The 19,856-nt window shown below is 70.2% G+C and carries 16 protein-coding genes; 7 read left to right on the forward strand and 9 right to left on the reverse strand.

Annotated features, from left to right (window positions below; genetic code table 11):
• Positions 1–226: 226 nt before the first annotated feature.
• Entirely contained in the window at positions 227–1,666 is a 1,440-nt protein-coding gene (locus M9914_07125; protein ID MCO5173953.1) for a CinA family nicotinamide mononucleotide deamidase-related protein, read from the reverse strand.
• A 322-nt stretch (positions 1,667–1,988) separates the two neighbouring features.
• Between M9914_07125 and M9914_07130 the strand changes: the two genes are divergently transcribed.
• Positions 1,989–3,494, forward strand: coding sequence for a sigma 54-interacting transcriptional regulator (locus M9914_07130; protein MCO5173954.1), 1,506 nt, complete (start codon positions 1,989–1,991; stop codon positions 3,492–3,494).
• A 58-nt stretch (positions 3,495–3,552) separates the two neighbouring features.
• Positions 3,553–4,809, forward strand: a complete 1,257-nt coding sequence (locus tag M9914_07135) for a VWA domain-containing protein (protein ID MCO5173955.1) — start codon at positions 3,553–3,555, stop codon at positions 4,807–4,809.
• Between the two features lie 76 nt (positions 4,810–4,885).
• Here M9914_07135 and M9914_07140 read toward each other — a convergent pair whose 3' ends face one another.
• The 5 genes from M9914_07140 to M9914_07160 form a co-directional block, all read right to left on the reverse strand.
• Positions 4,886–5,695 carry a tetratricopeptide repeat protein gene (locus M9914_07140; protein MCO5173956.1) on the reverse strand — a complete coding sequence of 270 codons (810 nt, stop codon included), beginning with the start codon at positions 5,693–5,695 and terminating at the stop codon, positions 4,886–4,888.
• Positions 5,696–5,790: 95 nt separating this feature from the next.
• Positions 5,791–6,798 carry a polysaccharide pyruvyl transferase CsaB gene (gene csaB / locus M9914_07145; GenBank protein MCO5173957.1) on the reverse strand — a complete coding sequence of 336 codons (1,008 nt, stop codon included), beginning with the start codon at positions 6,796–6,798 and terminating at the stop codon, positions 5,791–5,793.
• Between the two features lie 55 nt (positions 6,799–6,853).
• Positions 6,854–8,737 carry a DUF5693 family protein gene (locus tag M9914_07150; protein ID MCO5173958.1) on the reverse strand — a complete coding sequence of 628 codons (1,884 nt, stop codon included), beginning with the start codon at positions 8,735–8,737 and terminating at the stop codon, positions 6,854–6,856.
• Entirely contained in the window at positions 8,734–9,375 is a 642-nt protein-coding gene (gene udk, locus M9914_07155; GenBank protein MCO5173959.1) for a uridine kinase, read from the reverse strand. The genes M9914_07150 and udk overlap by 4 nt, the downstream gene beginning before the upstream one ends.
• Positions 9,372–11,105: a CTP synthase gene (locus M9914_07160; GenBank protein ID MCO5173960.1), complete on the reverse strand. Its 1,734-nt coding sequence runs from the start codon at positions 11,103–11,105 to the stop codon at positions 9,372–9,374. Before M9914_07160 ends, udk begins: the two co-directional genes overlap by 4 nt.
• A 170-nt stretch (positions 11,106–11,275) precedes the next feature.
• Here M9914_07160 and gmk point away from each other — a divergent pair, with 170 nt between their 5' ends.
• The 4 genes from gmk (at position 11,276) to M9914_07180 (ending at position 15,464) form a co-directional block, all read left to right on the forward strand.
• The gene (gene gmk, locus M9914_07165; GenBank protein MCO5173961.1) at positions 11,276–11,932 is read left to right on the forward strand and encodes a guanylate kinase; all 657 of its coding nucleotides are present in this window, start codon (positions 11,276–11,278) and stop codon (positions 11,930–11,932) included.
• Positions 11,933–12,113: 181 nt separating this feature from the next.
• Complete coding sequence (locus M9914_07170) at positions 12,114–12,419, forward strand: DNA-directed RNA polymerase subunit omega (protein ID MCO5173962.1); 306 nt, start codon at positions 12,114–12,116, stop codon at positions 12,417–12,419.
• A gap of 110 nt (positions 12,420–12,529) precedes the next feature.
• Positions 12,530–12,988, forward strand: coding sequence for an arginine repressor (argR, locus tag M9914_07175; GenBank protein MCO5173963.1), 459 nt, complete (start codon positions 12,530–12,532; stop codon positions 12,986–12,988).
• A gap of 70 nt (positions 12,989–13,058) precedes the next feature.
• Positions 13,059–15,464 carry a tetratricopeptide repeat protein gene (locus tag M9914_07180; protein MCO5173964.1) on the forward strand — a complete coding sequence of 802 codons (2,406 nt, stop codon included), beginning with the start codon at positions 13,059–13,061 and terminating at the stop codon, positions 15,462–15,464.
• 72 nt (positions 15,465–15,536) lie between these two features.
• On the opposite strand, the gene M9914_07185 is transcribed toward M9914_07180, so the two are convergent.
• The gene (locus M9914_07185; protein ID MCO5173965.1) at positions 15,537–16,808 is read right to left on the reverse strand and encodes a TraB/GumN family protein; all 1,272 of its coding nucleotides are present in this window, start codon (positions 16,806–16,808) and stop codon (positions 15,537–15,539) included.
• Between the two features lie 264 nt (positions 16,809–17,072).
• Here M9914_07185 and M9914_07190 point away from each other — a divergent pair, with 264 nt between their 5' ends.
• Entirely contained in the window at positions 17,073–18,920 is a 1,848-nt protein-coding gene (locus tag M9914_07190; protein ID MCO5173966.1) for a GAF domain-containing sensor histidine kinase, read from the forward strand.
• A 178-nt stretch (positions 18,921–19,098) separates the two neighbouring features.
• Here M9914_07190 and rpmE read toward each other — a convergent pair whose 3' ends face one another.
• Positions 19,099–19,320 carry a 50S ribosomal protein L31 gene (rpmE, locus tag M9914_07195; GenBank protein ID MCO5173967.1) on the reverse strand — a complete coding sequence of 74 codons (222 nt, stop codon included), beginning with the start codon at positions 19,318–19,320 and terminating at the stop codon, positions 19,099–19,101.
• Between the two features lie 91 nt (positions 19,321–19,411).
• Positions 19,412–19,828 carry a SufE family protein gene (locus M9914_07200; GenBank protein MCO5173968.1) on the reverse strand — a complete coding sequence of 139 codons (417 nt, stop codon included), beginning with the start codon at positions 19,826–19,828 and terminating at the stop codon, positions 19,412–19,414.
• Positions 19,829–19,856 lie beyond the last annotated feature (28 nt).

The following is a 19,856-nucleotide window of genomic DNA, read 5'->3' on the forward strand; positions in this document are numbered from 1 at the left end:
ACCCCCCCCCACACCAACCGGCACCCCCCCCAACCGCATAACCGCCCCACGCCCAAACTGCCGCTCAATCTGCAACAACGCAGAATCAAGAGCCTTCTTGCGCTGGTCTTCCATAAGCCCGCAGCCTCCGTTCAGATACGGGAGGACCCGTGGCGGGCCTTCCCTTATGGCGCTTCAGCCGGCTTCATCGTCGTCGGACCGACATCCCGGTCCGACGACGACTACGTCAGCGCAGCGCCGACCGGAGGAGGTGAAGGCTAGTGAAAGCGGACCGTTCTCGTTGCCATGGCCCACCAAGCGGTGGCAGGTCCAGGGTCTTGACGGAGGTTCCGCTCGCAGTGGCTATCGCGATGACCACACGTGTGATCGTTCGGTCGTCTCCTACCGGTTTGGCGCCGGGCACCGCCGGCAGGACGCCTGGCGGCCCCGATCGGGGCGCCTCCTCGGCCTGCATGCGCGTAAGCTTCCCAACGCCGGGTTCAGCGATTGACGCGTCGTTCGAGGCGGCCAGCACGGGGACGCAAGGTCCGAGGTTGGCGACGCCAAGGTCCGCCTTGAAGAACGCCCTGACTGCGGCGGCCAGTGCGGCCACTACCTCGACCGCCCCGTAAGGCAGCTTCTGCAGTAGTCCGAGGGGTACGCCGAGCGCTCTCATGGTTTCCGAGTCGCATGTTATCACGCTGCCACTGACTGCCCCGAACCGCGGAGCCGCCTGTTCCGGAGAGGCCGGCCTGCCGTTCAAGGTCTTGGGACGGCCGAGCTGGTCGACACCGTCGTCCGCTCCGACCAAGTAGCCGGTCAAGACGCCGCCGGTGCTCCCCTCCGCGATGGCGAGCCGCTGCCCGCGTTCACGTAGGGCAGAGACGACGAGGCGCGGCAGGTCGTCGGAGTCGGTGCCCCAGACGCTGTCGCCGAGCCTGGCGGCGACCCTCTCGACCGTGGGTCGCGCGAGCGCGGCCGCCCCGTCGAGGTCGTCGGCCTTGGCGGCCACGCGCACGTGAACGCCGTCGGCCTTCGCGTAGGTCGCGACGCTGGGGTTCGCCTGGTCGGTGAGCTCCCCGAGCGTCTCCGCCACGAGCGACTCGCCGATGCCGATCGTCTTGAACGTGCGCACGAACAGCTTGCTGCCTGGCAGCGGCAGGCGGGGGAGGGCTTCCTGGAGCCACATGCGCTCCAGCTCGCGGGGCGGACCGGGCAGTGTGACGATGTAACGCTCCCTGCCGCCCCTGGTGAGGCGCACCAACCAACCGGGCGCCGTCCCTACCGGGTTGGGAAGGACCTCCGACGAGGCGATGACGTGCGCCTGCCTGAGGTTGGACTCGGGCATGGGCCGGTCGTTGGCGGCGAAGCGTCGCCGCAGCCACGCCTCGATCTCCGGATCGATGGTCTGGGGCTCGCCGACTACCGCGGCGATGGCCTCCCGGGTGAGATCGTCGTCGGTGGGGCCGAGTCCGCCGGTCAACACCACGAGGTCGCTGCGTTCCAGGGCGGCGTCGAGCGCAGCCATGATCCGCGCCTGGTTGTCGCCGACGCGTTGCGACCAGTAGACATCGACGCCCACTTCCGCCAGGTCGGCGGCGACGCGGGCGCTGTTCGTGTCGACGACCTCGCCGAGGAGCAGCTCCGTGCCGACGGCGATCACTTCCGCGCTTCTCACGCTGTTCATGAGGGAGGATAACAGGCGGCAACACGTGTGAAACGGATGACATACGAAAGCGGGATGGTGTAGAATCCGTTCGGTTCCTTCCCCCCGGGAACCAGGGAGAGGGCTTCGTGCCCTCCACCATCTCCTCTCTTTGACCCTGCGCCCCCCACGCAGGGTCAATCCTTTTGGGTCTCGCCGTCGGAGCCGTTCTGGGCGGCGCCGGCGAGGGGTCGCGGCCCACTCGCGCCCGCGAGTCGCGGACTCGCCGGGCCCATGCCTAGAGCGGGTAGGCGAACTCAGCGCCGCCAACAGCCGGGCTCACGTGCCGGTGCTAGCATTGGCCATGACGATTTCTCGGGCAGCAAGAAGCGCGTCCAGCACGCATAAGGAGCGCCCCAAGACCCTCGGCGAGCTGCGCGGGACCCGCTGGGAGGCCTCGGCGGGCCGGAGCGTTCGGGACGAGATCCGCTCCAACCTCGTAGTGGCCTTGCAGCGCCGAGATCCCCTGTTCCACGGGGTAGTCGGCTACGGGGAGACGGTCGTGCCGGCCGTGGTCAACGCGCTGCTCAGCCGTCACAACTTCATCCTTCTCGGGCTGAGGGGGCAGGCTAAGACCCGCATACTGCGCCAACTCGTCACGCTCCTCGACGAGGAGGTGCCGTACCTGGAGGGCACGGAGCTGCACGATGACCCCTTCGCGCCCCTGACGGCGGAGGGTCGTGGGCTGGTGGCCGAGCTTGGCGAGGAGGCGCCGATAGGGTGGTTGCCCCGCGAGCAGCGCTACGTCGAGAAGCTCGCCACGCCGGATACCACGGTGGCCGACATCGTCGGCGACATCGACCCCATCAAGGCCGCCAGGCTGGGCACGAGGCTGGGGGACGAGCGTGCGGTGCACTTCGGGCTCCTGCCGCGCGCCAACCGGGGCATCTTCGCCATCAACGAACTGCCGGACCTGGCGGGCAAGGTGCAGGTGGCGCTCTTCAACGTCATGCAGGAGGGCGACGTCCAGATCAAGGGTTACCCTATGCGCCTCCCGCTCGACGTGCTGTTGGTGTTCAGCGCCAACCCGGAGGACTACACGGCGCGGGGCAAGATCATCACGCCCCTCAAGGACCGCATCGGCAGCGAGGTGCGCACGCACTACCCGCAGCGAGTCGAGGAGGGCATGGCCATCACGCGCCAGGAGGCCTGGACGGACCGCGCGGAGGGCGTCTTCGTTCCGGCGTTCGTGGCGGAGGCAGTCGAGGAGGTCGCCTTCCAGGCCCGCTCGGACGCCCGCGTCGACAAGCATTCGGGCGTGTCGCAGCGCCTGCCGATCAGCCTCCTCGAGAACGTGGTGAGCAACGCCGAGCGCAGGGCGCTCGCGCACGGCGGTCAAGGCGTCGCCCGCATCTCCGACCTGTACGCGGCCCTGCCTGCCGTCACGGGCAAGATCGAGCTGGAGTACGAAGGCGAGTTGAAGGGGGCGGAGAGCGTCGCGAGGGAGATCGTCAGACGGGCCATCGGTCAAGTGTTCGGGCGGCGCGGGTCAGAGCTCGATACGGCGACCATCGTCGAGTACTTCGACGCCGGCAACAGCCTGCGGCTCCCAGGCGACCTGCCGAGCAGCGACTGGCGGGCACCCCTCGCCGAGGTCCCCGACCTGCTGACGGTCGCGGCGGAGCTGGCGGCGGCCACGAGCCGCGACGCCGGCGGGGTGGAGACAGCGGTCTCGGACGAGCTCCCGCTCGTGAGCGCCGAGTTCATCCTCGAGGGCCTATACGCGCGGCGCCAGATCGGGCGGAGCGAGGAGCTCGGCTACACGGCCGGGGAGGCAGCCCAGCCCGGCTCGCGGCCCCGGTGGAACTGACCGCAGCCCCGGGAGGCGCCCGCCCAGCGCGCAGCGCCGGCGCGCACGGAGGTCCGGTATGGCAGTGATCCGCTACTCGAAGTACGAGGGCACGCTCGACGACCTCGACATGGCCGACCTCATGCGCATGCTGCAAGACCGGCTCCTCCAGTCCGGCTTCGAGCGCAACCCGTACGACCCGGACCCGGATCACCGGCCGACCATGCAGGACCTCTACGAGGCCATCGCCCAGGCCTTGGTCGACAACGACCTGGTCAGCGAGGAGGTCCTCAAGGATGCGCTCGAGGCCGAGGACTGGCTGGACACCGAGCTCGGAACCGCCGCCCGCGAACTCGCCCGGCGGCTGGAGCAGGAAGGGTACTTGCGGGCGAACCCCGGCGAGGACGGCGCTCGGGACGCCGAGGGGGCTGCGCCGGGGTCCGCTGGCGGGCCGGCCACGGACCCGGGCAGGGCCACCTTCGAGCTGACCGACAAGGCGATCGACTTCCTCGGCTACCGCACGCTCCGGGACGTGCTCGGCGGCGCCGGCCGGTCGAGCATCGGCTCGCACGACACTCACTTCACGACCACCGGTGTGGAGACCGTGGGGGCAACGAAGGAGTACGAGTTCGGCGACGCGCTCAACCTCGACGTGCCGGCCACCCTGGCCCGAGCCGCTAGGCACGGGCTCGATGACGGTCGCATCGATTTGCAGGAAGAGGACCTCCGAGTTCAGGAGTCGGAGTACTACTCGTCGGCCGCCACGGTGGTGATGCTCGACTGCAGCCACTCGATGATCCTCTACGGCGAGGACCGGTTCAGCCCGGCGAAGCAGGTCGCGCTGGCCCTCGCCCACCTGATCCGCACGCAGTATCGCGGTGACACCGTGCAGTTCGTCCTGTTCCACAACGGGGCGGAGGAGATCTCGCTCGAGCGCCTGGCCATGGCGCAGGTCGGGCCGTATCACACGAACACGGCGCAAGGGCTCCGCCTCGCCCAACGCCTGCTCCTGCGCCAGAACAAGGAGATGAAGCAGATCGTGATGATCACGGACGGCAAGCCGTCGGCCATCACGCTGCCGGACGGCCGCATCTACCGCAACGCCTATGGCCTGGACCCGCTCGTGCTCGGTGAGACCCTCAGGGAGGTCGGCGCCTGTCGGCGGCACGGCATCCAGGTCAACACCTTCATGCTGGCGCGCGACCCGGAGCTCGTGGCGTTCGTCCAGCGTGTCAGCGCCATGACGAGGGGCAAGGCCTACTTCACCACCCCGAGCACCATCGGCCGTTACGTGCTACTCGACTACCAGGCCAAGCGCACTAAGCTCGTCAACTGATTCGCGAGCCCCGAGCGGGCGCGAGGCCGCACGCGCGCCGGCTCCGGGCCAGATCGGCGTGCCGGCCCGGCCGTACTCACTCGAACGAGCGCGAGAGCCGGTCGAGGGCCTGGATGGCGGGAGCGTAGTTCGGATCGGCGGTGCGCGCGGCGCGGTAGTTGACCTCGGCGCGCTCAAGGTCGCCCAACTGCTCGTACGCTTCACCCATACGGTAGTAGGCCTCCACGTAGGCTGGACTGCCGGGCCGCGCCTCGCCGTTGTCCGTTGCCTCGAACACGTCGATGGCGGCATTGAAGGCGGAGATAGCGTCAGGGAGGCGACCGACGAACATGAACAGCCGGCCCTTGTCGATATAGGGCCACAACTCGCTCCCTCCGCGAGCCGTGGCGGCGGCGGCGTCGAACGCCGCCACCGCGTCGTCGAACCGTGCGGCCTGCCATGCCACCCGCCCCCAGTCCATCGCGAACTCGTAGTCGCGGCTACGCAGGAACGCGTTCTGGAGTGCACGCAGGGCTCCAACCGGGTCACCGGCGGCCGCGCGTAGCAGGCCTTGCAGGTTGACGATGGCGGGGTCGGAGTCGCCGGACAGCTCGATGGCGCGGTCCAACTCGACCTGGGAGCGCTCCAGGTTGCCCGTCAGGTAGAGGGCCTTGGCGTACAGGAAGTGCGCCTCGCCGCTCTCCGGGTGATGGGTGACCAGTTCCGGTCCGTTCAGGCGCGCGGCCGAGTTGTAGTAGCCCTGGGCCAGCAGGTCGCGCATCTGGGCGAAGTCGGCTTGCGCGTAGGCAGCGCCGCCGAGCAGGAACACGCAGACGGCCAGCGCCAGCGCCACGGCGCGGGTGGACGGCCGCGCTCGCGCCCAGCTGGGTGACGTCCTGAACGGCACGGCGCAAGGGTACCCCAAGGCGGGATGAGAAGGGGCGACGCGTTCAGCCCACGAGGACCCCTTGGGCCGCGCCGGCACCGAGGCCGGACCGGACCTCACGCCGCGCTTCCCAGGGTCGCCGCCAACCAGTCCAGCCCCTCGTCGGCCAGGCGGGTCAGGTGGTCGACGGCGTGCGCGGCGGCGGGCGGAGCGGTCCTGACGAGGCTCAGGAGGGCACGGCCGTCGACGGGCGCGGTGAACGCCGGGGCGGCCGCCTGCGAGAGGAACCCCTTCACCTTCGGGTCGTAAGACAGCCCGGCGAAGCCGATCCCGAGCCGCGCCGCGAGGATGCAACCGTGCAGCCGCACGGACACGACGTACCGCGCGCCCGCCATGGCCGCGAGCGTCTCGGCGGGGGTGGTGGCCTGGCGCGCGACGACGCTGGGCGCCGCCCGGATGAGCTCGGCGACGGCCTGCTCGTCCTGGCGCGGCTGGAACGCGACGGCCGCGAGCGGCACCCCTTCGGCCTGCAAGGCGCCGGCGAGCGCTGCGAGCGCGCCGTTCAGGGCGTCCTGGCCGCCGCGCGGGGCCAGGACGACGGGCCCGTCCCGACGGTCGGCCGGCAGGTCGGCCGGCGTCACGCCTGGCGGCAACGGCATGACCAGCGCCGGGTCCGCCACCAGCACGGAGCCGTAGCCCATGCTCGCCGCGAGCCCGACGGACTGTTGGTCCCTGAGGGCGAGCGGCACGCCTGCCAGCGCTCGCCGCGTGCGAGCGAGCCCGCTCGGGGTGAACGGCCCAAGCGACTGGCCGTACACGACGACCCGCTTGCGCATGGCCTTGGCCAGGCGCAAGGTGGCGAGGTAGTAGGAGAGGCTGCGGCCGCTCGTCACGTCCTGCAGCAGCCCGCCCCCGCCGGAGACGAGCGCGTCGGCCTTGACGAGAGCCGGCACGAGGCCGGAGTAACGGTCGACCGCCGCGACGCCGTGAAGCTTCCTGGTCGAGCGTGGATCGACAGACAGGACGACCGGCTCGATGCCGCGAGCCGTCAAGCCCGTGACGAGGCCGGCCAGGAGCGCCTCGTCGCCGAGGTTGCCCGCCCCGTAGTAACCGCTTACGAGCACGCGCACGGGCTACCCCGGGCTCACGGGATCCAGAGGCGCGGGGGCCACCCGCGCCTCAACGGTCGTCCGTCGACGCCAGCCAGCGCCTACCGAGCCTGGTGAACAGCGCGGCAACCGGCACGAGCACGGCGCCGATGGCGAGCCCGACGAGGAGGGCGACGCCGGTGCGCTCCAGCGAGATGAGCAGGGGGGTGTGGTAGTGGCTGAAGGAGTTCAGGATGCTCGCCTGGGCCACTACGCCGGCGGTCAGGAGCGGACCGCGCAGCCACGCCGGCCAGCCGGGGAGCGCCAACGCCACGAGGGCGGCCGGGTGCCCGATCAGCTCCTTGAAGCGCGGCCTTGCCACGAACTCGCCGAGGAACGACCTGAGGGCCAACTCGAACTGGCTGACGCCGATGACGGGGTCGTTGCCCCGCCTGAGCACCACGATGGCTACGGCTGCGACCGCCACCAGGCCGACGGCTACGTGCGCGACCGTGATGTTCATGCGCACGAGCCGCTTGACCCACTCGGCGGGCCGATGGAAGCGCAGCATGTAGGCCACGAGGAACAGTGCGGGCGGGACGACGAGCGTGAGCCCGACGCCGGAGAACGGCCGGATGGCGAGTAGGGTCTCGCGTTCGCTGCCCACCGCCGTGAGGAGCAGTGCGCCCGCCAGGCTCACGAGCGTCGCGCCGAGGATGGTGGGCCAGCGCTCCTTGAAGCTCAAGAACCCGAGGGTGGGGAAGACCAACGCGGCCAGGAGGGCGACGGCGTCCCAGGACGCGCCCCCAGCCCAGCCGCATAGGAGGAGCAGCGCGGCGAACGCGGCGGCGCCCCACGGGGCGGGCAACCGGCGCGCCAACAGCAGGGCGCCGGCCAGCACGCCGAGCGCTGCCAGTGCGCGCAGCCACGTGGTCGTCCGGAAATCCTTGCCGAGGGTCGTCAGCGGCCCGACGTCGTAGCCCTGAGCCCGCAACGTTCTACTGAGTGAGGAGACGAGCGCCTCGGTGTTGCCGATCGGGTCGCCGAGTTCGACGGTGGTGTACGGCCGCAGGTACAGGAGCCGCACGTTGCGCTCCTCGACCGCGAGCAGGTACTTGTCGACGAGGTCGGCGGGCTTGAGGCGCCGGTCGACGTAGTCCTGGTTGAAGCTCAACAGCCTCACGGTCGGGATCTTGCCGGACACGTCCGCCATGCCGTTCTGCGGGGTGCCCTCGATGACCGCGGTCAGGTACGGCTGGGAGGCGCTCACCAGCCCCTCGAGCCCGGACGGCCAGCCGGTGAGCTGGGTGCCGGCGTGGATCAGGTAGCTCGCTTCGGCCGGGAAGTCGTCTCCGACCTCGGTGAGCGCGTAGGTGGCGTTGCGGGGGCGGTACGCGACGTCGAAGCCGGCGCCCTTCCACAGGGCGAGCTGCGCCTTATCCGGCCCCGCTGGCAAGAACGTCTTGACGTCCCCAGGCCACAGGTACCAGGTGCGGCCGTCCAGCTCGAAGCTCCTGGCGGCCGGCACGTTCTTGGCGACGAGGCGATCGAGCGCGCCTGGCATGAGGGCGGTGACGAGCGTGGCGTCGGACGGGACTGCGGGGGCCGGTTGGCCGTCCGCGACGAGCTGCGCCTTGAGCTCGGAACCGAGGAGCGTGGCGGCGTAACCCTTGGCGACGAGGGTCTCGATGGTGTCCTCGTAGAGGGCTACGCCCGTCAGCCCGAGCTGCTGGTAGCGCCGTCCGAGCTCCAGGCTCGTGAGGCCGACGAGGTTGCCCTGCCGCGCGAGCGCCTGCTCGTCCATCACCAGGGCGACCTGCTCCCGGCTCCCCTCGACGCCGATGCGGCGCGCGGCGAGCACGGCCGCCGGGATGAGGGTCAGGAGGACGACGAGCCATAAGGCGGCGTCGAGGGGGCCGATGGCGATCCTCCGCGACGCACCCGAGGCGGAGGGGCCTACGCGACGGGGGTTCACGCCTCGGCCTTGGCGTGCCGGCGCAGGAAGGCGCCGACGTGGTTGACGAGGACCTCGAGCGCCACGCGGTTGGAGCCCCCTTCAGGGAGGATCAGGTCGGCGTACTGCTTGGTCGGTTCGACGAACAGGTCGTGCATCGGCTTCACCGTCCTGCGGTACTGGGCGATGACCGACTGGGCGGTGCGCCCGCGTTCGGCCACGTCGCGCTCTAGCCGGCGGATGAAGCGCTCGTCGGGCGGGGCGTCGACGAAGACCTTCAGGCGCATGCGTTCGCGCAGGTGCGCGTCGTGGAGCACGAGGATGCCCTCGACTATCACGATGGGGGCCGGCTCCAGGTGGATCGTGGTGGTCGAGCGGTCGTGATGGGTGAAGTCGTAGACGGGCCGCTCGATCGACTCGCCGTTCACGAGCTGGTCGATGTGGCGCACGAGCAGCTCCGTGTCGAACGCGTTCGGCTCGTCGTAGTTCGTCAGGACGCGCGCCTCGAACGGTAGGTCGCCCTGTGAGCAGTAGTAGGCGTCGTGCGGCAGGAGGATGGCGTTGCCTTCACCGGCGGCGGCCAGCAGCGAGCGCGCGACGGTCGTCTTGCCGGAGCCGGTGCCGCCGGCAAGCCCGACCACCAACGGTCGCTCGCTCATCCCCCCGCGCCCCCGACGCGTTCGGTCTCGGCGCTCGGGGTCGCGCGGTGCGCGCCTCCGGCGCCTTCGGCGGCGCGCAGCGCGGCCCGCTCGACGGCCGCCCGGATGAACCCCGCGAAGGGCGGGCTGGGCCGCAGGAGGCGGGACTTGAACTCGGGGTGCGACTGCAGGCCTACGAAGAACGGATGCCCAGGAAGCTCGATGGCCTCCACCAGGCCGCGCCCGCGCCCCGCCATGCCCGGGGTGACGCCGGCGACTATGAGACCTGCGTCCGTCAGCCGCTCGACGAAGGCCGGGTTGACCTCCCACCGGTGACGGTGCCGCTCCTCGACGACCGGCAGCGTCGCCCAGTTGAAGTCGGCGTAGAGGCGCTCCAGGAGCGTGCCGGGCACGACCTCCATGGGCCAGCTCCCCAAGCGCATCGTGCCGCCGAGCCCTTCGACCTCGAGCTGCTCCGGCATGAGGTCGACGACGGGCAGCGGCGTGTACTGGTCGAACTCCGTGGAGTTGGCCCCCGCGAGACCGGCGACGTTGCGGGCGAACTCGATGACCGCGACCTGCATGCCGAGGCAGATGCCCAGGTACGGGATGCCGCGCGTCCTGGCCACCTGCGCTGCGCGCACCTTGCCCTCGATGCCGCGCACCCCGAAGCCGCCGGGGACCAAGACCCCGTCGAACCCGGCGAGGTCGTCCATCCCGAGCAGGTCGTTGCCGCCGGCTCCGACCAGGTCCTCCGCGTTCACCCAGTGGATGTCGACCCCGGCGCGGTTGGCGATCCCGGCGTGCTTGAGGGCCTCCATGAGGCTCAGGTAGGCGTCCGGCATCGCGACGTACTTGCCGACGATGGCGATGGACACGCGCTTCTCGGGTTGACGCAGGATCCTGACGGCCTCCTGCCATGCGCGGAGCTCCGGCGTGACGCGCTCGAGGCCGAGCATGCGCTCCACGAACCTGCCGACCCCCTGCTGCTCCAGCATCTCCGGAACGGCGTAGACGTGGTCCGCGTCGTAGGCGTTGAAGACCGCGTCGGCCTCGACGTTGGAGAAGAGGGCGATCTTGCGCCGCCCGCCTTCCGGCACCGCGAGCTGCGACCGCAGCACCAGGGCGTCCGGCTGGATGCCGACGCCACGCAAGGTGGCGACGGAGTGCTGCGTAGGCTTCGTCTTGTGCTCCTCGCTCATCCCGAGGTAGGGGACGAGCGTGACGTGGATGTAGAGGGTGTTCTCGCGCCCCTGCTCGAAGCGGATCTGGCGTATGGCTTCTAGGAAGGGCAGCGACTCGATGTCGCCGACCGTGCCGCCGACCTCGACGAGCACGATCTCTGCGTCGACGGCGTCGCCTGCCTCGAAGATCCGCCGTTTGATCTCGTCCGTGACGTGCGGGATCACCTGCACCGTCTGGGACAGGTAGGCCCCCCGCCGCTCCTGCTCGATGACACGCAGGTATACCTGGCCGGTCGTCACGTTGTTGCCGCGCCCGAGGTCGACGTCGAGGAAGCGTTCGTACGTGCCTATGTCGAGGTCGGTCTCGGCCCCGTCGTCCGTGACGAAGACCTCGCCATGCTCGTAGGGCCGCATGGTGCCGGCGTCGACGTTGACGTAGGGGTCGATCTTGACCGCAGTGACGCGGTAACCGCGGGCGCGCAGGAGCGCCCCGATGCTTGAGGTCGTTATGCCCTTCCCGAGACTGGAGACCACACCCCCAGTGACGAACACGTACTTCCGGTCCATGATCCACCTTCCCGGGACTCAATCGTAACCCACGAGCGGCCAGGTGGCGCCCCGGAGCCTGCTCCGGCGCGCATGGTACAGTCGCGCCCGTCTTCGCTGGCGCCCGCTGGCGCGCGAGGTCGCGGGCCCCGGCTCGGGGCTCGGAACGTTCAGGAGGCTGTGGACCGAGGGTGAACGAAGGTGCTGACGGGACGTCCGAGGCGTCGAGCGGCCGCGACAGGCGTAGGGGCGTCCTGTTCGTGATGACCGGCGCGTCCGGCGTCGGGAAGGACACCATCAGGCGCGCCGCCGCGCCGTTCCTTTCCGACATCGCCTACTCGATCTCCGCCACGACGCGAGCCCGGCGCCCGGGCGAGGAGCACGGCGTCCAGTACTACTTCGTCTCCAAGCCGGAGTTCGAGGAGATGATCCGCTCCGACGCCCTACTCGAGTACGCGGACTACGTCGGCGACCATTACGGGACGCCCAAGGCGCCGGTGGCCGAGGCGCTGGAGCGGGGCCAGGACGTGCTCCTGGAGCTGGAGCTGGTTGGCGCGCGGCAGGTGAAGCGGCGCATGCCCGAGGCGGTCATGCTCTTCATCGCCCCACCGTCGTTGCGGGAGTTGGAGCGTCGGCTGCGGGGGCGCGGCACCGACAGCGAGGACAAGATCCAGAAACGCCTGGCGCGCGCCAAGGAAGAGATACGCGCCATGCGGGAGTTCGACTACCTCATCGTCAACGACGATCTCGAACGTGCGGTCCAGGAGTTCGAGTCGATCATCAGGGCCGAGCGGGCGCGGGCGGGGCTCGTGACCGACGCCGAGCTGGAGAGCTACCTTCGCTCTTGAGTGCGGGTCGCCGTGGCTTCGACCACGATACGTGGCGGCGGGCCTACGCTTGGGGTATGCTCGTCGGTCGAACGGGCGCCCAGGGCGCTCACTGAGCGCGACCAGACTTTAAGCGTCGCAGCGGCGGGCTTGGACCGGTCCTTCCGGGTGTCGTCCAGGCGTTGCGCCACGGAGGCACCAGATGGCTCAAGAAGGTTACGACAAGCTGATCTCCCTGACGGACTCGCGTTACAGGCTCTCCATGATCGTGGCGCGACGGGCCGCCCAGTTGAAGATGGGCATCCCAACCATGCTCGCGCCCGGCACGCTCGACAGCCTCGAGAACAGCGTCACCGTCGCCATGAAAGAGCTCGAGACGGGGGCCGGCGTCGTCTGGGGCGACGACCTGCCCGTGCAGGACGACCTGAAGCGCCTCGTCGAGGTGCCCAAGCGTGAGCCGACCAACGCCTACGTCGGCACGCCGTTCGACGATGACGACGACGACTGAACCCTCGACCAACTAGCTGACGCCGCCGCCGGTCCGAACCCGCGGCGGCTTTTCAGTCTGGTGGGTCGGGGCGGCGCGCGTGCGTAAACCGGATGCTAGGATGAATATTCATGCCTAGCAAGGAGCAGCGCCAGCGACTGATAGCCGAGCTCGTCCAGGAAGAGTTCATCTCGACTCAAGCGGAGATAGCGGAGCGTCTGGCCCAGAGCGGCATCCAGGTCACGCAGGCGACCATCAGCAGGGATGTCACGGAGCTGCGGCTCGTGCGCGTGCCGTCCGGCCGGGGCAGGCATCGCTACAGCGCCACTCCGCTCGTGATGCAAGACGACGTCGAGCGCGAGCTGCGCGACTGCTTCAAGCGCTTCGTGCGCAACCTCGACCGCGGCGAGAACGTGCTCGTCGTGAGCACGGACGAGGGGCACGCGTCCGGTGTCGCCTACGTCCTCGACAAGCTCGAGCGCGAGGAGATCGTCGGGACGCTGGCCGGCCAGAACGCCATCCTGGTGGTGGCCCGTACGACGGCAGCGGCCGCGGACCTCCTGGAGGAGTTCGAGGGCCTGCTCGACTGAAGGAGGTGCTCGCGACCGAACCGGGCTCTCATCAACGCCGTGCTAGCCTGGAGCCTCTGGAGGAACACAGATGCCTCGTCCAGCCCGACGTCTCCTGCTGATCCTGGCCGCCGCGGCGGCGGCCTTCGCACCCCTTTCCGCCGCCTTCGCCGCCACTCTCGCCATCCACCCCTTCGACAGCGACGACACCTTGCTCGGCTTCGCGGTAGCGGACGAGCTGGCTGCCGCCTTCGACGCTCCGGGCGCCTCGGAGCTCGCTGCGGACGTCGGGCCGAGCCTGCTCGTGCTAGGCCCCGAGGTAGCCGGCGGCGCCATCCCGCCGCTCGTGGCCGATGGCGGGTTCGTGGGGCTGTCGCGGGTCGTCGGGGGCGACGTCATGTTCGGGCCGGCAGGAGCCGACCTCCTGCGCACGGGCCTCGGGGTCGACGTGGCCGTCACGGGCCGTGTCCTCGTCATGGAGGACGATTACCGTCTCGAGCTCCAGGTGGCCGGCGAGGGCGGCGCGATCAGCGCCACGTTGAGTGCCCCGCACGGTCGGCGTGACCGGCTGGTGGCGCAGGCCGCGCGGGTCGTGGCGAGGGCGTTGGCGGGTGGTACGCCGGCCGACGCCCCCTCGGCCGTACCGACCGCCGTGGGCAACGTTCCCCTGGAGGGCGCCTACGCCACCTACCTGACGGCCGTGGTCTACGCGGCCGGCGGGCTGGTGACGGACGCCGCCACGGTGTTGACCGGTGTTCCGGCCGCCGACCTGTCGCCGCGCGCCGCGCGCCTCAAGGACGACCTCGACGCTGTAGTGGCGGGCGCGCCGGTCGCGGGCGCCGCCGATGCCGACCCGGGTCGCCTCCTGCGCCGGGCCGTCCTCGAGCTCGGTCTGCCGACGTTCGACGATGTCGCGACGGCCGCCGCCTTCGCACGTGTGGCCTCGGCAACCGACCTTCCCCTGGCCTACGCTTGGGCCGCGATCATGGCGGTCAGCGCAGGCGACCTCGACGGCGCGCATGAGCCTTTGGCGCTGGCCGAGGCGGGCGGCTACCCCTACGCGGCGACGCTGGCCGCCTCGTTGGCGTCGTCGACGGGCGACGTCGAGGCTTATCGCGCCGGGCTCGAGCGCGTCGTCGCGGGCGAAGCCGACAGCGGCAGCGCGGCGCTGCTCGGCGCGAGCGTCGTCGCTCAGATGGCCGAGGACACCCAGGCGGAGAAGGCCGCCCTCCACGCCCTCGGCCGCGCCGCGCCGTTCCTCACCTACACCTTCGAGCGCCTGTCCTACATCGCGTTCGACGAGGAGGACGCCGCCGCTGCCGCCGGCGCCCTTGCCGTCGCCGTTCAGCTCGACCCGGAATCGGACCTGTACTGGACCAACCTCGGCTGGTCGTACTACCTGCTCGGCTTCCTGGAGCGGAGCGAAGCCGCGTCGCTCCACGCCGTCGAGCTCGACGCCAACCAGTTCATCGCCAACTACAACGTCGGCCTAGTGCGCTCGGTGACGGGTCGCCTAGCCGAAGCCGTCGACGCGTACGACCGGGCCATGCGGCTCGATCCCAGCGTGGACGACGAGGCCATCAAGGACCTGGAGAGCGCTAGGAGCCTCTACCCTGACGCGACCTCCGTGTACTACTCGCTCGGCTACCTCTACGACGCCGACGGCCGCAGGGCCGAAGCCCGCACGGCGCTGCGCACGTTCGTGAGGCGTGCCGGCGCCGCCGGCCTCTATCCGGAGTTCGTGGCCACGGCAACGCAGCGGCTCGTGGTGCTCGACGCGCCGCCGCCGCCGCTGGAGCTGTTCGGCGACGTAGTGGTCCACCTCGGCGTGAGGGGGCCCGAAGCGGCGCCCTTCGGCCCCGGCGACACGCTCTACCCGTCCTTCGAGGTGAGCACGCCCGGCGACGAGCTGCCTGCGACCCTGCACGTCAAGCTCGCGCTCACCGTGGCAGAGGGCTCCGACCTGGAAGCCACGGCCGACAGCCACGTCCCGGCCGGCGCGGTGGGGTACGTGATCGACACCGTAGGCCTCGAACTCCCGCTCGACCTCGCCGCCGGCACGTACGAGCTCGTCGTCACGGTGGAAGGCATGGACGGGGAGAGCGTGTCCGCTAGGTCGAGCGTCGAGGTGACCGGCAGTCCGGTCGACCTGAGGCGCCTACTTGGGAGGGGCGTCGTCATGACGGCGCTCGAGACCTCCCTGCCCCTCTACAGCGCGAAGGACCTCGCCACGCCCGACAGGCTGGTAGACGTCCTCGTGGGCGAGCTGCGAGCCGGTGCCGCGGCCGCCGAGCAGGCACTGCCGGCGATCGAGGGCGGGCGGTTCGCCGGGCTCTCAGGCGGAGCGCTCTTCTCGGAGAGCTCCGCGGATGACGTGAGAGATTACCTCGCGTACTTGCTCGCTTCCGACCTGACCGACTACCGCTTCACGTTCGTGGACGGCTACGCCCAGTGGGCGTTGGACGGCGCGCCGGAAGGGCCCTTGACGGACCCGTGACCGCCTGAAAGCTTGCAGGCCGACAGGGCTCCTGGCGGGACGAGGTCCGGCTGGGAGCCCGTTGCTTGGGCCTCAGCCGCCGCCGAAGAGGCGGCCGAAGATCCGGAAGCCCGCGATGTAGGTGCCGCTGGCCGACCCGACGGTCGTCAGGATGAACACGAGCAGGACCCGGGCGGCGCGGTTGCGCCACCAGCCGCGCCACGTGGTCACGTCGTGCCGCAGCGCCTGGAAGTCGCCGACGCTCGGGCGCCTCAGCGACAGCTCCGTGCCCGCGGCCACGAAGCCGACGCCGATCAACGGGTTGAGGGCCGTGAACGGCGACGCGACGGCCGCCACGATCACGGTGAGGGGGTGGGCGAGGGCCGCGAGGGCGCCGACGGCGCTGAGGACCATGTGGATCAACGTCCAGTCGGTCAGGAGCCGTAGGCCGATGTCCGGGCTGCGCAGGAAGCCGATGACGAAGCCCAGGACGATGAGCGCGACGATGGCCCAGGGGAGGGCCTTGACGACCTTGCTCGGCGGAGGCACCTGCTCCAGCTTGCTCGTGGTCGTGCGGACGTCCTGGCCCTCGGCCGCGAGCCCGGCCGCCACCCCCTTGAGGTGACCGGCGCCCATCACGGCCAAGACCTCGCGGTGACCGGCCGCCTGCTGGACGAGCCGCGCGACCATGTAGTCGTCGCGCTCCTTGATCAAGGGTACGTAGATGCGCTCGCTCTTGCTGGCGAACTCGTTGAAGGTCGACTCGAGCAGGTCGCCTTCCTTGAGGGCCTCGACCTCCTCCTCGGTGATCTTCTCGTTGCTGAAGGCGGAGGCGAGCAGGCCGCCGAAGAGGGTCAGGCGCTGCCACCATGGGACGTTCGCGTAGACGCGCCTCAGCGTCACGCCGATGTCGCGATCGATGAGGAGCAGGGGGAGGTTGGCGGCCTTCGCGGCCTGCATGGCTGCCTTCATCTCGGCACCCGGCTCCACGCCGAACTGCTCGGCCATGCGCTGCTGGAAGGCAGACAGGGCCAGGTTGACGGCCAGCATGCCGGCCTTGCCCTCGCGCAGGACCTTGAAGAGGTCCATCTTCGAGTAGGCGTCCGGGTCGGAAAGCGAGCGGTAACGGCCCGCGTCCAGCTCGATCGCCACGGCGTCGAAGCGTCCGCTCTCGACCAGGCGAGTGACGGTGGCGGCGCTCGACTTCGAGACGTGCGCGGTGCCGAGGAGCGTGTAACGCACCCCGCCGCGCTCCACTACGGCGACGGGTTGATCGCCGGCCAACTCCGCGAGGTCGTATGGGGGCGCCCCTTCGGCCCGATCTCCTGCAGCGGCGCTCTCGGCCGCGGGAAGCTCATCGCTCATGCCGGAGTGTACCTTCGCGACCGGTCTCGGCGACGACCGTGGGCCCGGGGTCGGCCTGAGGTCCGTGGGCGCCGCCCCGACGACCAGGACCGGTGGAGAGCCCGGGACGAGGCCGCGCCGCGGTCCTTGGGCATCACCGCTACCGCTCCGGCAGTGACGTGCCCGTCCGCTGCTCCCGCCCGACTACAATCGGCTCATGCAGCAACACCACCCCGCGCCACCGGCGGGAGCCGGCAAGCGCTCCTCGAGTTGCGGGGAGCCCGGGTGACCGCGCTCCTGAAGCGCCTGTTCGGACGCGTGCCGGGCGGAGCACTCTCCCAGCAGGTGCGCAGCGCTCGCCTCTGGCTGCCCCTGGCCATCGTCGGGGTGGTCATCGTCTACCAGCTCTTCGTGGTGCCCATCGGCGGCCCGGCCTTCGAGTTCTGGGCACCCATGCTCTTCTACGGGATCATCGGTCCGCTCGCTACGTACGCCACGCTCAACTGGATCGCCGGCGAGGTCAGGCTGCACGAGCAGGGGCAGGCCGACCTGGCGCGGCTCTACCAGGAGCTCAGGTCGAGCCACGAGCTCCTCGGCGCCATCCAGGACGTGACCATGCGGTACGCGGCCGCTCCGGACATCGAGGCGACCGTCGCGACGGCGGCGCGCGGCGTCGCGAAGGTCACCGGCGCTCTCGCCGTCTGCCTCGTGGTGGGGCCGTCCGAGCTGGGCGCTTCGCACGGGGTCGGGCTCACGCCCGAGCTGGAGGCCGACGCGCTCCGGCGCGACAGGCAGCTGCGCTCGGCCGAGGCCGGGCAGGAAGGTCCGACCCAAGTGAGCAGGGTCCTGGGCGTGATCGAACGGCCGCTCGTGGTCCTCAGCCGGCCCCTCTCGTGGGGTGACCGCTCGGAAGGGTCGCTGCACGCTTACTACGCCGAGGAGCCGGACGCCCGCAGCCGCGAGGCGTTCGACATCCTGGCCGCGCAGTTCGCCGCGGCGGCCGAGGCCACGCGGCTGCGCATGCGCGACATCCTGACGCTCATGGAGGTCGACCGGAGCGTCAGGGCGGAAGGGAACCTTGAACGGCTCCTCGGCACCGTTCTGGGCGAGATGATGTCGCGAGTGGCCGCCGGGGCGGGCGGCGTGTTCCTCCTGGACGAGGAGTCGCGCCTCCAGCTGCGCTTCAGCGCCGGTATCGCCCGCCCGACCGCCCCGGTCTCCTGGAAGCTCGGCGAGGGGATCGTCGGCCGGGTGGCCGTGGAGCGCGAGCCCACCGTGTTGGAGCGCATGAGTGCCGCCGACCGCGGGGCGGCGGGTCCGCTCCTGCAGGCCGCGGGCAGCGCCGTCCTGCTCCCGCTGACCGCCGACGACCGTCTCCTCGGCGTCATCGTCCTCTCACACCCGGACGAGGAACATTTCGACCGCGACGCCATCCCGTTCCTCGGCCTCCTCGCCTCGCAGGTGAGCCTGGCCGTCGGGAACGCCACCGCCTACATCCAGTCCGAGGAACTCGCCATCGCCGAGGAGCGCGCGCGCATCGCGCGCGAGATCCACGACGGGGTGGCGCAGCTGCTGGCGTTCACGCTCCTGAAGCTCGACCTGGCCGGCAAGCTCATGGCGAAGGACCAGGCGAAGGCGAGCACCGCCCTCGAGCAGGCACGCGAGACAGTGCGCGAGACGATCAAGGAGTTGAGGCGCTCCATCTTCGCGCTGCGGCCGGTGGACCTGGAGCGCTACGGCTTCGTCGAGACGGTCAAGCGTTACGCCGTCGACTTCGGCCAGCAGAACGACATACGCGTCGAGCTGGACGTGGGGGAGTTGCCGACCTTGACCGTGAAGCAAGAGGCGGTGCTGTTCAGGATCTTCCAGGAGGCCATGCACAACGTGGCGAAGCACGCGCGCGCCACCCAAGTGAGCGTCGAGCTCGGCACCAGCGAGGACGGCATGGCGTTCATGGCCGTGAGGGACGACGGTCACGGCTTCGACCCCATCGCGGTTGGCGACAGGGTGACGAGCGCCGGCGGTCTCGGGCTCAAGCAGATGCGGGAGCGGGTCGAGGCGCGCGGGGGCAGGCTCGAGGTGACGTCGTCGACCGGCAGCGGCACGACGGTGGCCGCGGCCATACCGGCGTGAGGCGCGCCTAGGTTTCGGGGGCCTACGCATGGCGGCCCTCGCCCGATGCGACTCCGGGTCAGGTCGGCTGCCTAAGCCGACCTGACCCGAGGTACCAAATAAGCGCGGTTCCAGGGCGAAGCCCTGGAACCGCAACGGCTTGTTTTTGGGAAGCTCATAGCTTCCCAAAAACAAGACGCTATTTCTTGAGCGCCTGCCTGTAAGAGTCGCCGAAGCGCTTCTGGAACTTCTCGACGCGGCCCTCCGTGTCGATGAAGCGCTGCTCACCCGTGAAGAACGGGTGGTTGCCCGACCAGACGTCGACGTGCAGTTCCGGCTTGGTGCTGTACGTCTCCATGACGACCTGGCCGTCGCATATGACCTTGCATGGCACCATCTTGGGGTGGATGTTCTTCTTCATCTTGAGCTTCCTCCACGGGCTAGCGCCCGGCTATGTCAACCTTGTGATGATAGCACGTGCGTAGCGCCCCCATGCCAACTGGTGCGGGCAGCTAACCGACCTTGGTGAGCTGGCGCTTCACCCGTCCGACGATCGCGCCCATGCCGCGCAGGCGTAGGGGCGAGATGAGCTCGGTCAAGCCCATGTCCTGGTAGAAGTCCTCCGGCACGGCCAGCACCTCGGCCATGGTGGCGCCGTGCAGGCCCGCGCTGACCACGGATGCGAAGCCTCGCGTGGTCGGGGACTCGCGCGGGGCGTCGAAGTACAGCTTCACCTCACCGCCCGCGTCGACCTCGGCCTTGAGGAACAGGGGGGTCTGGCACTCGTGGACGCGCTCGAGGTCGGCCTGCATGCCCGCGGGGGGCGCGGGAAGCTTGTTGGCGTACTCGAGTAGTAGCGGCAAACGTTGAGAGGCGGGCAGCGACCTGAACTCGTCGATGATGGCTTGCAGCGGCGCCGGGATGCTCACGCCGAGCAGCCTACCTCGCTCCCGAGCC

Source organism: Trueperaceae bacterium (genome assembly GCA_023954415.1).
GTDB lineage: Bacteria > Deinococcota > Deinococci > Deinococcales > Trueperaceae > JAAYYF01.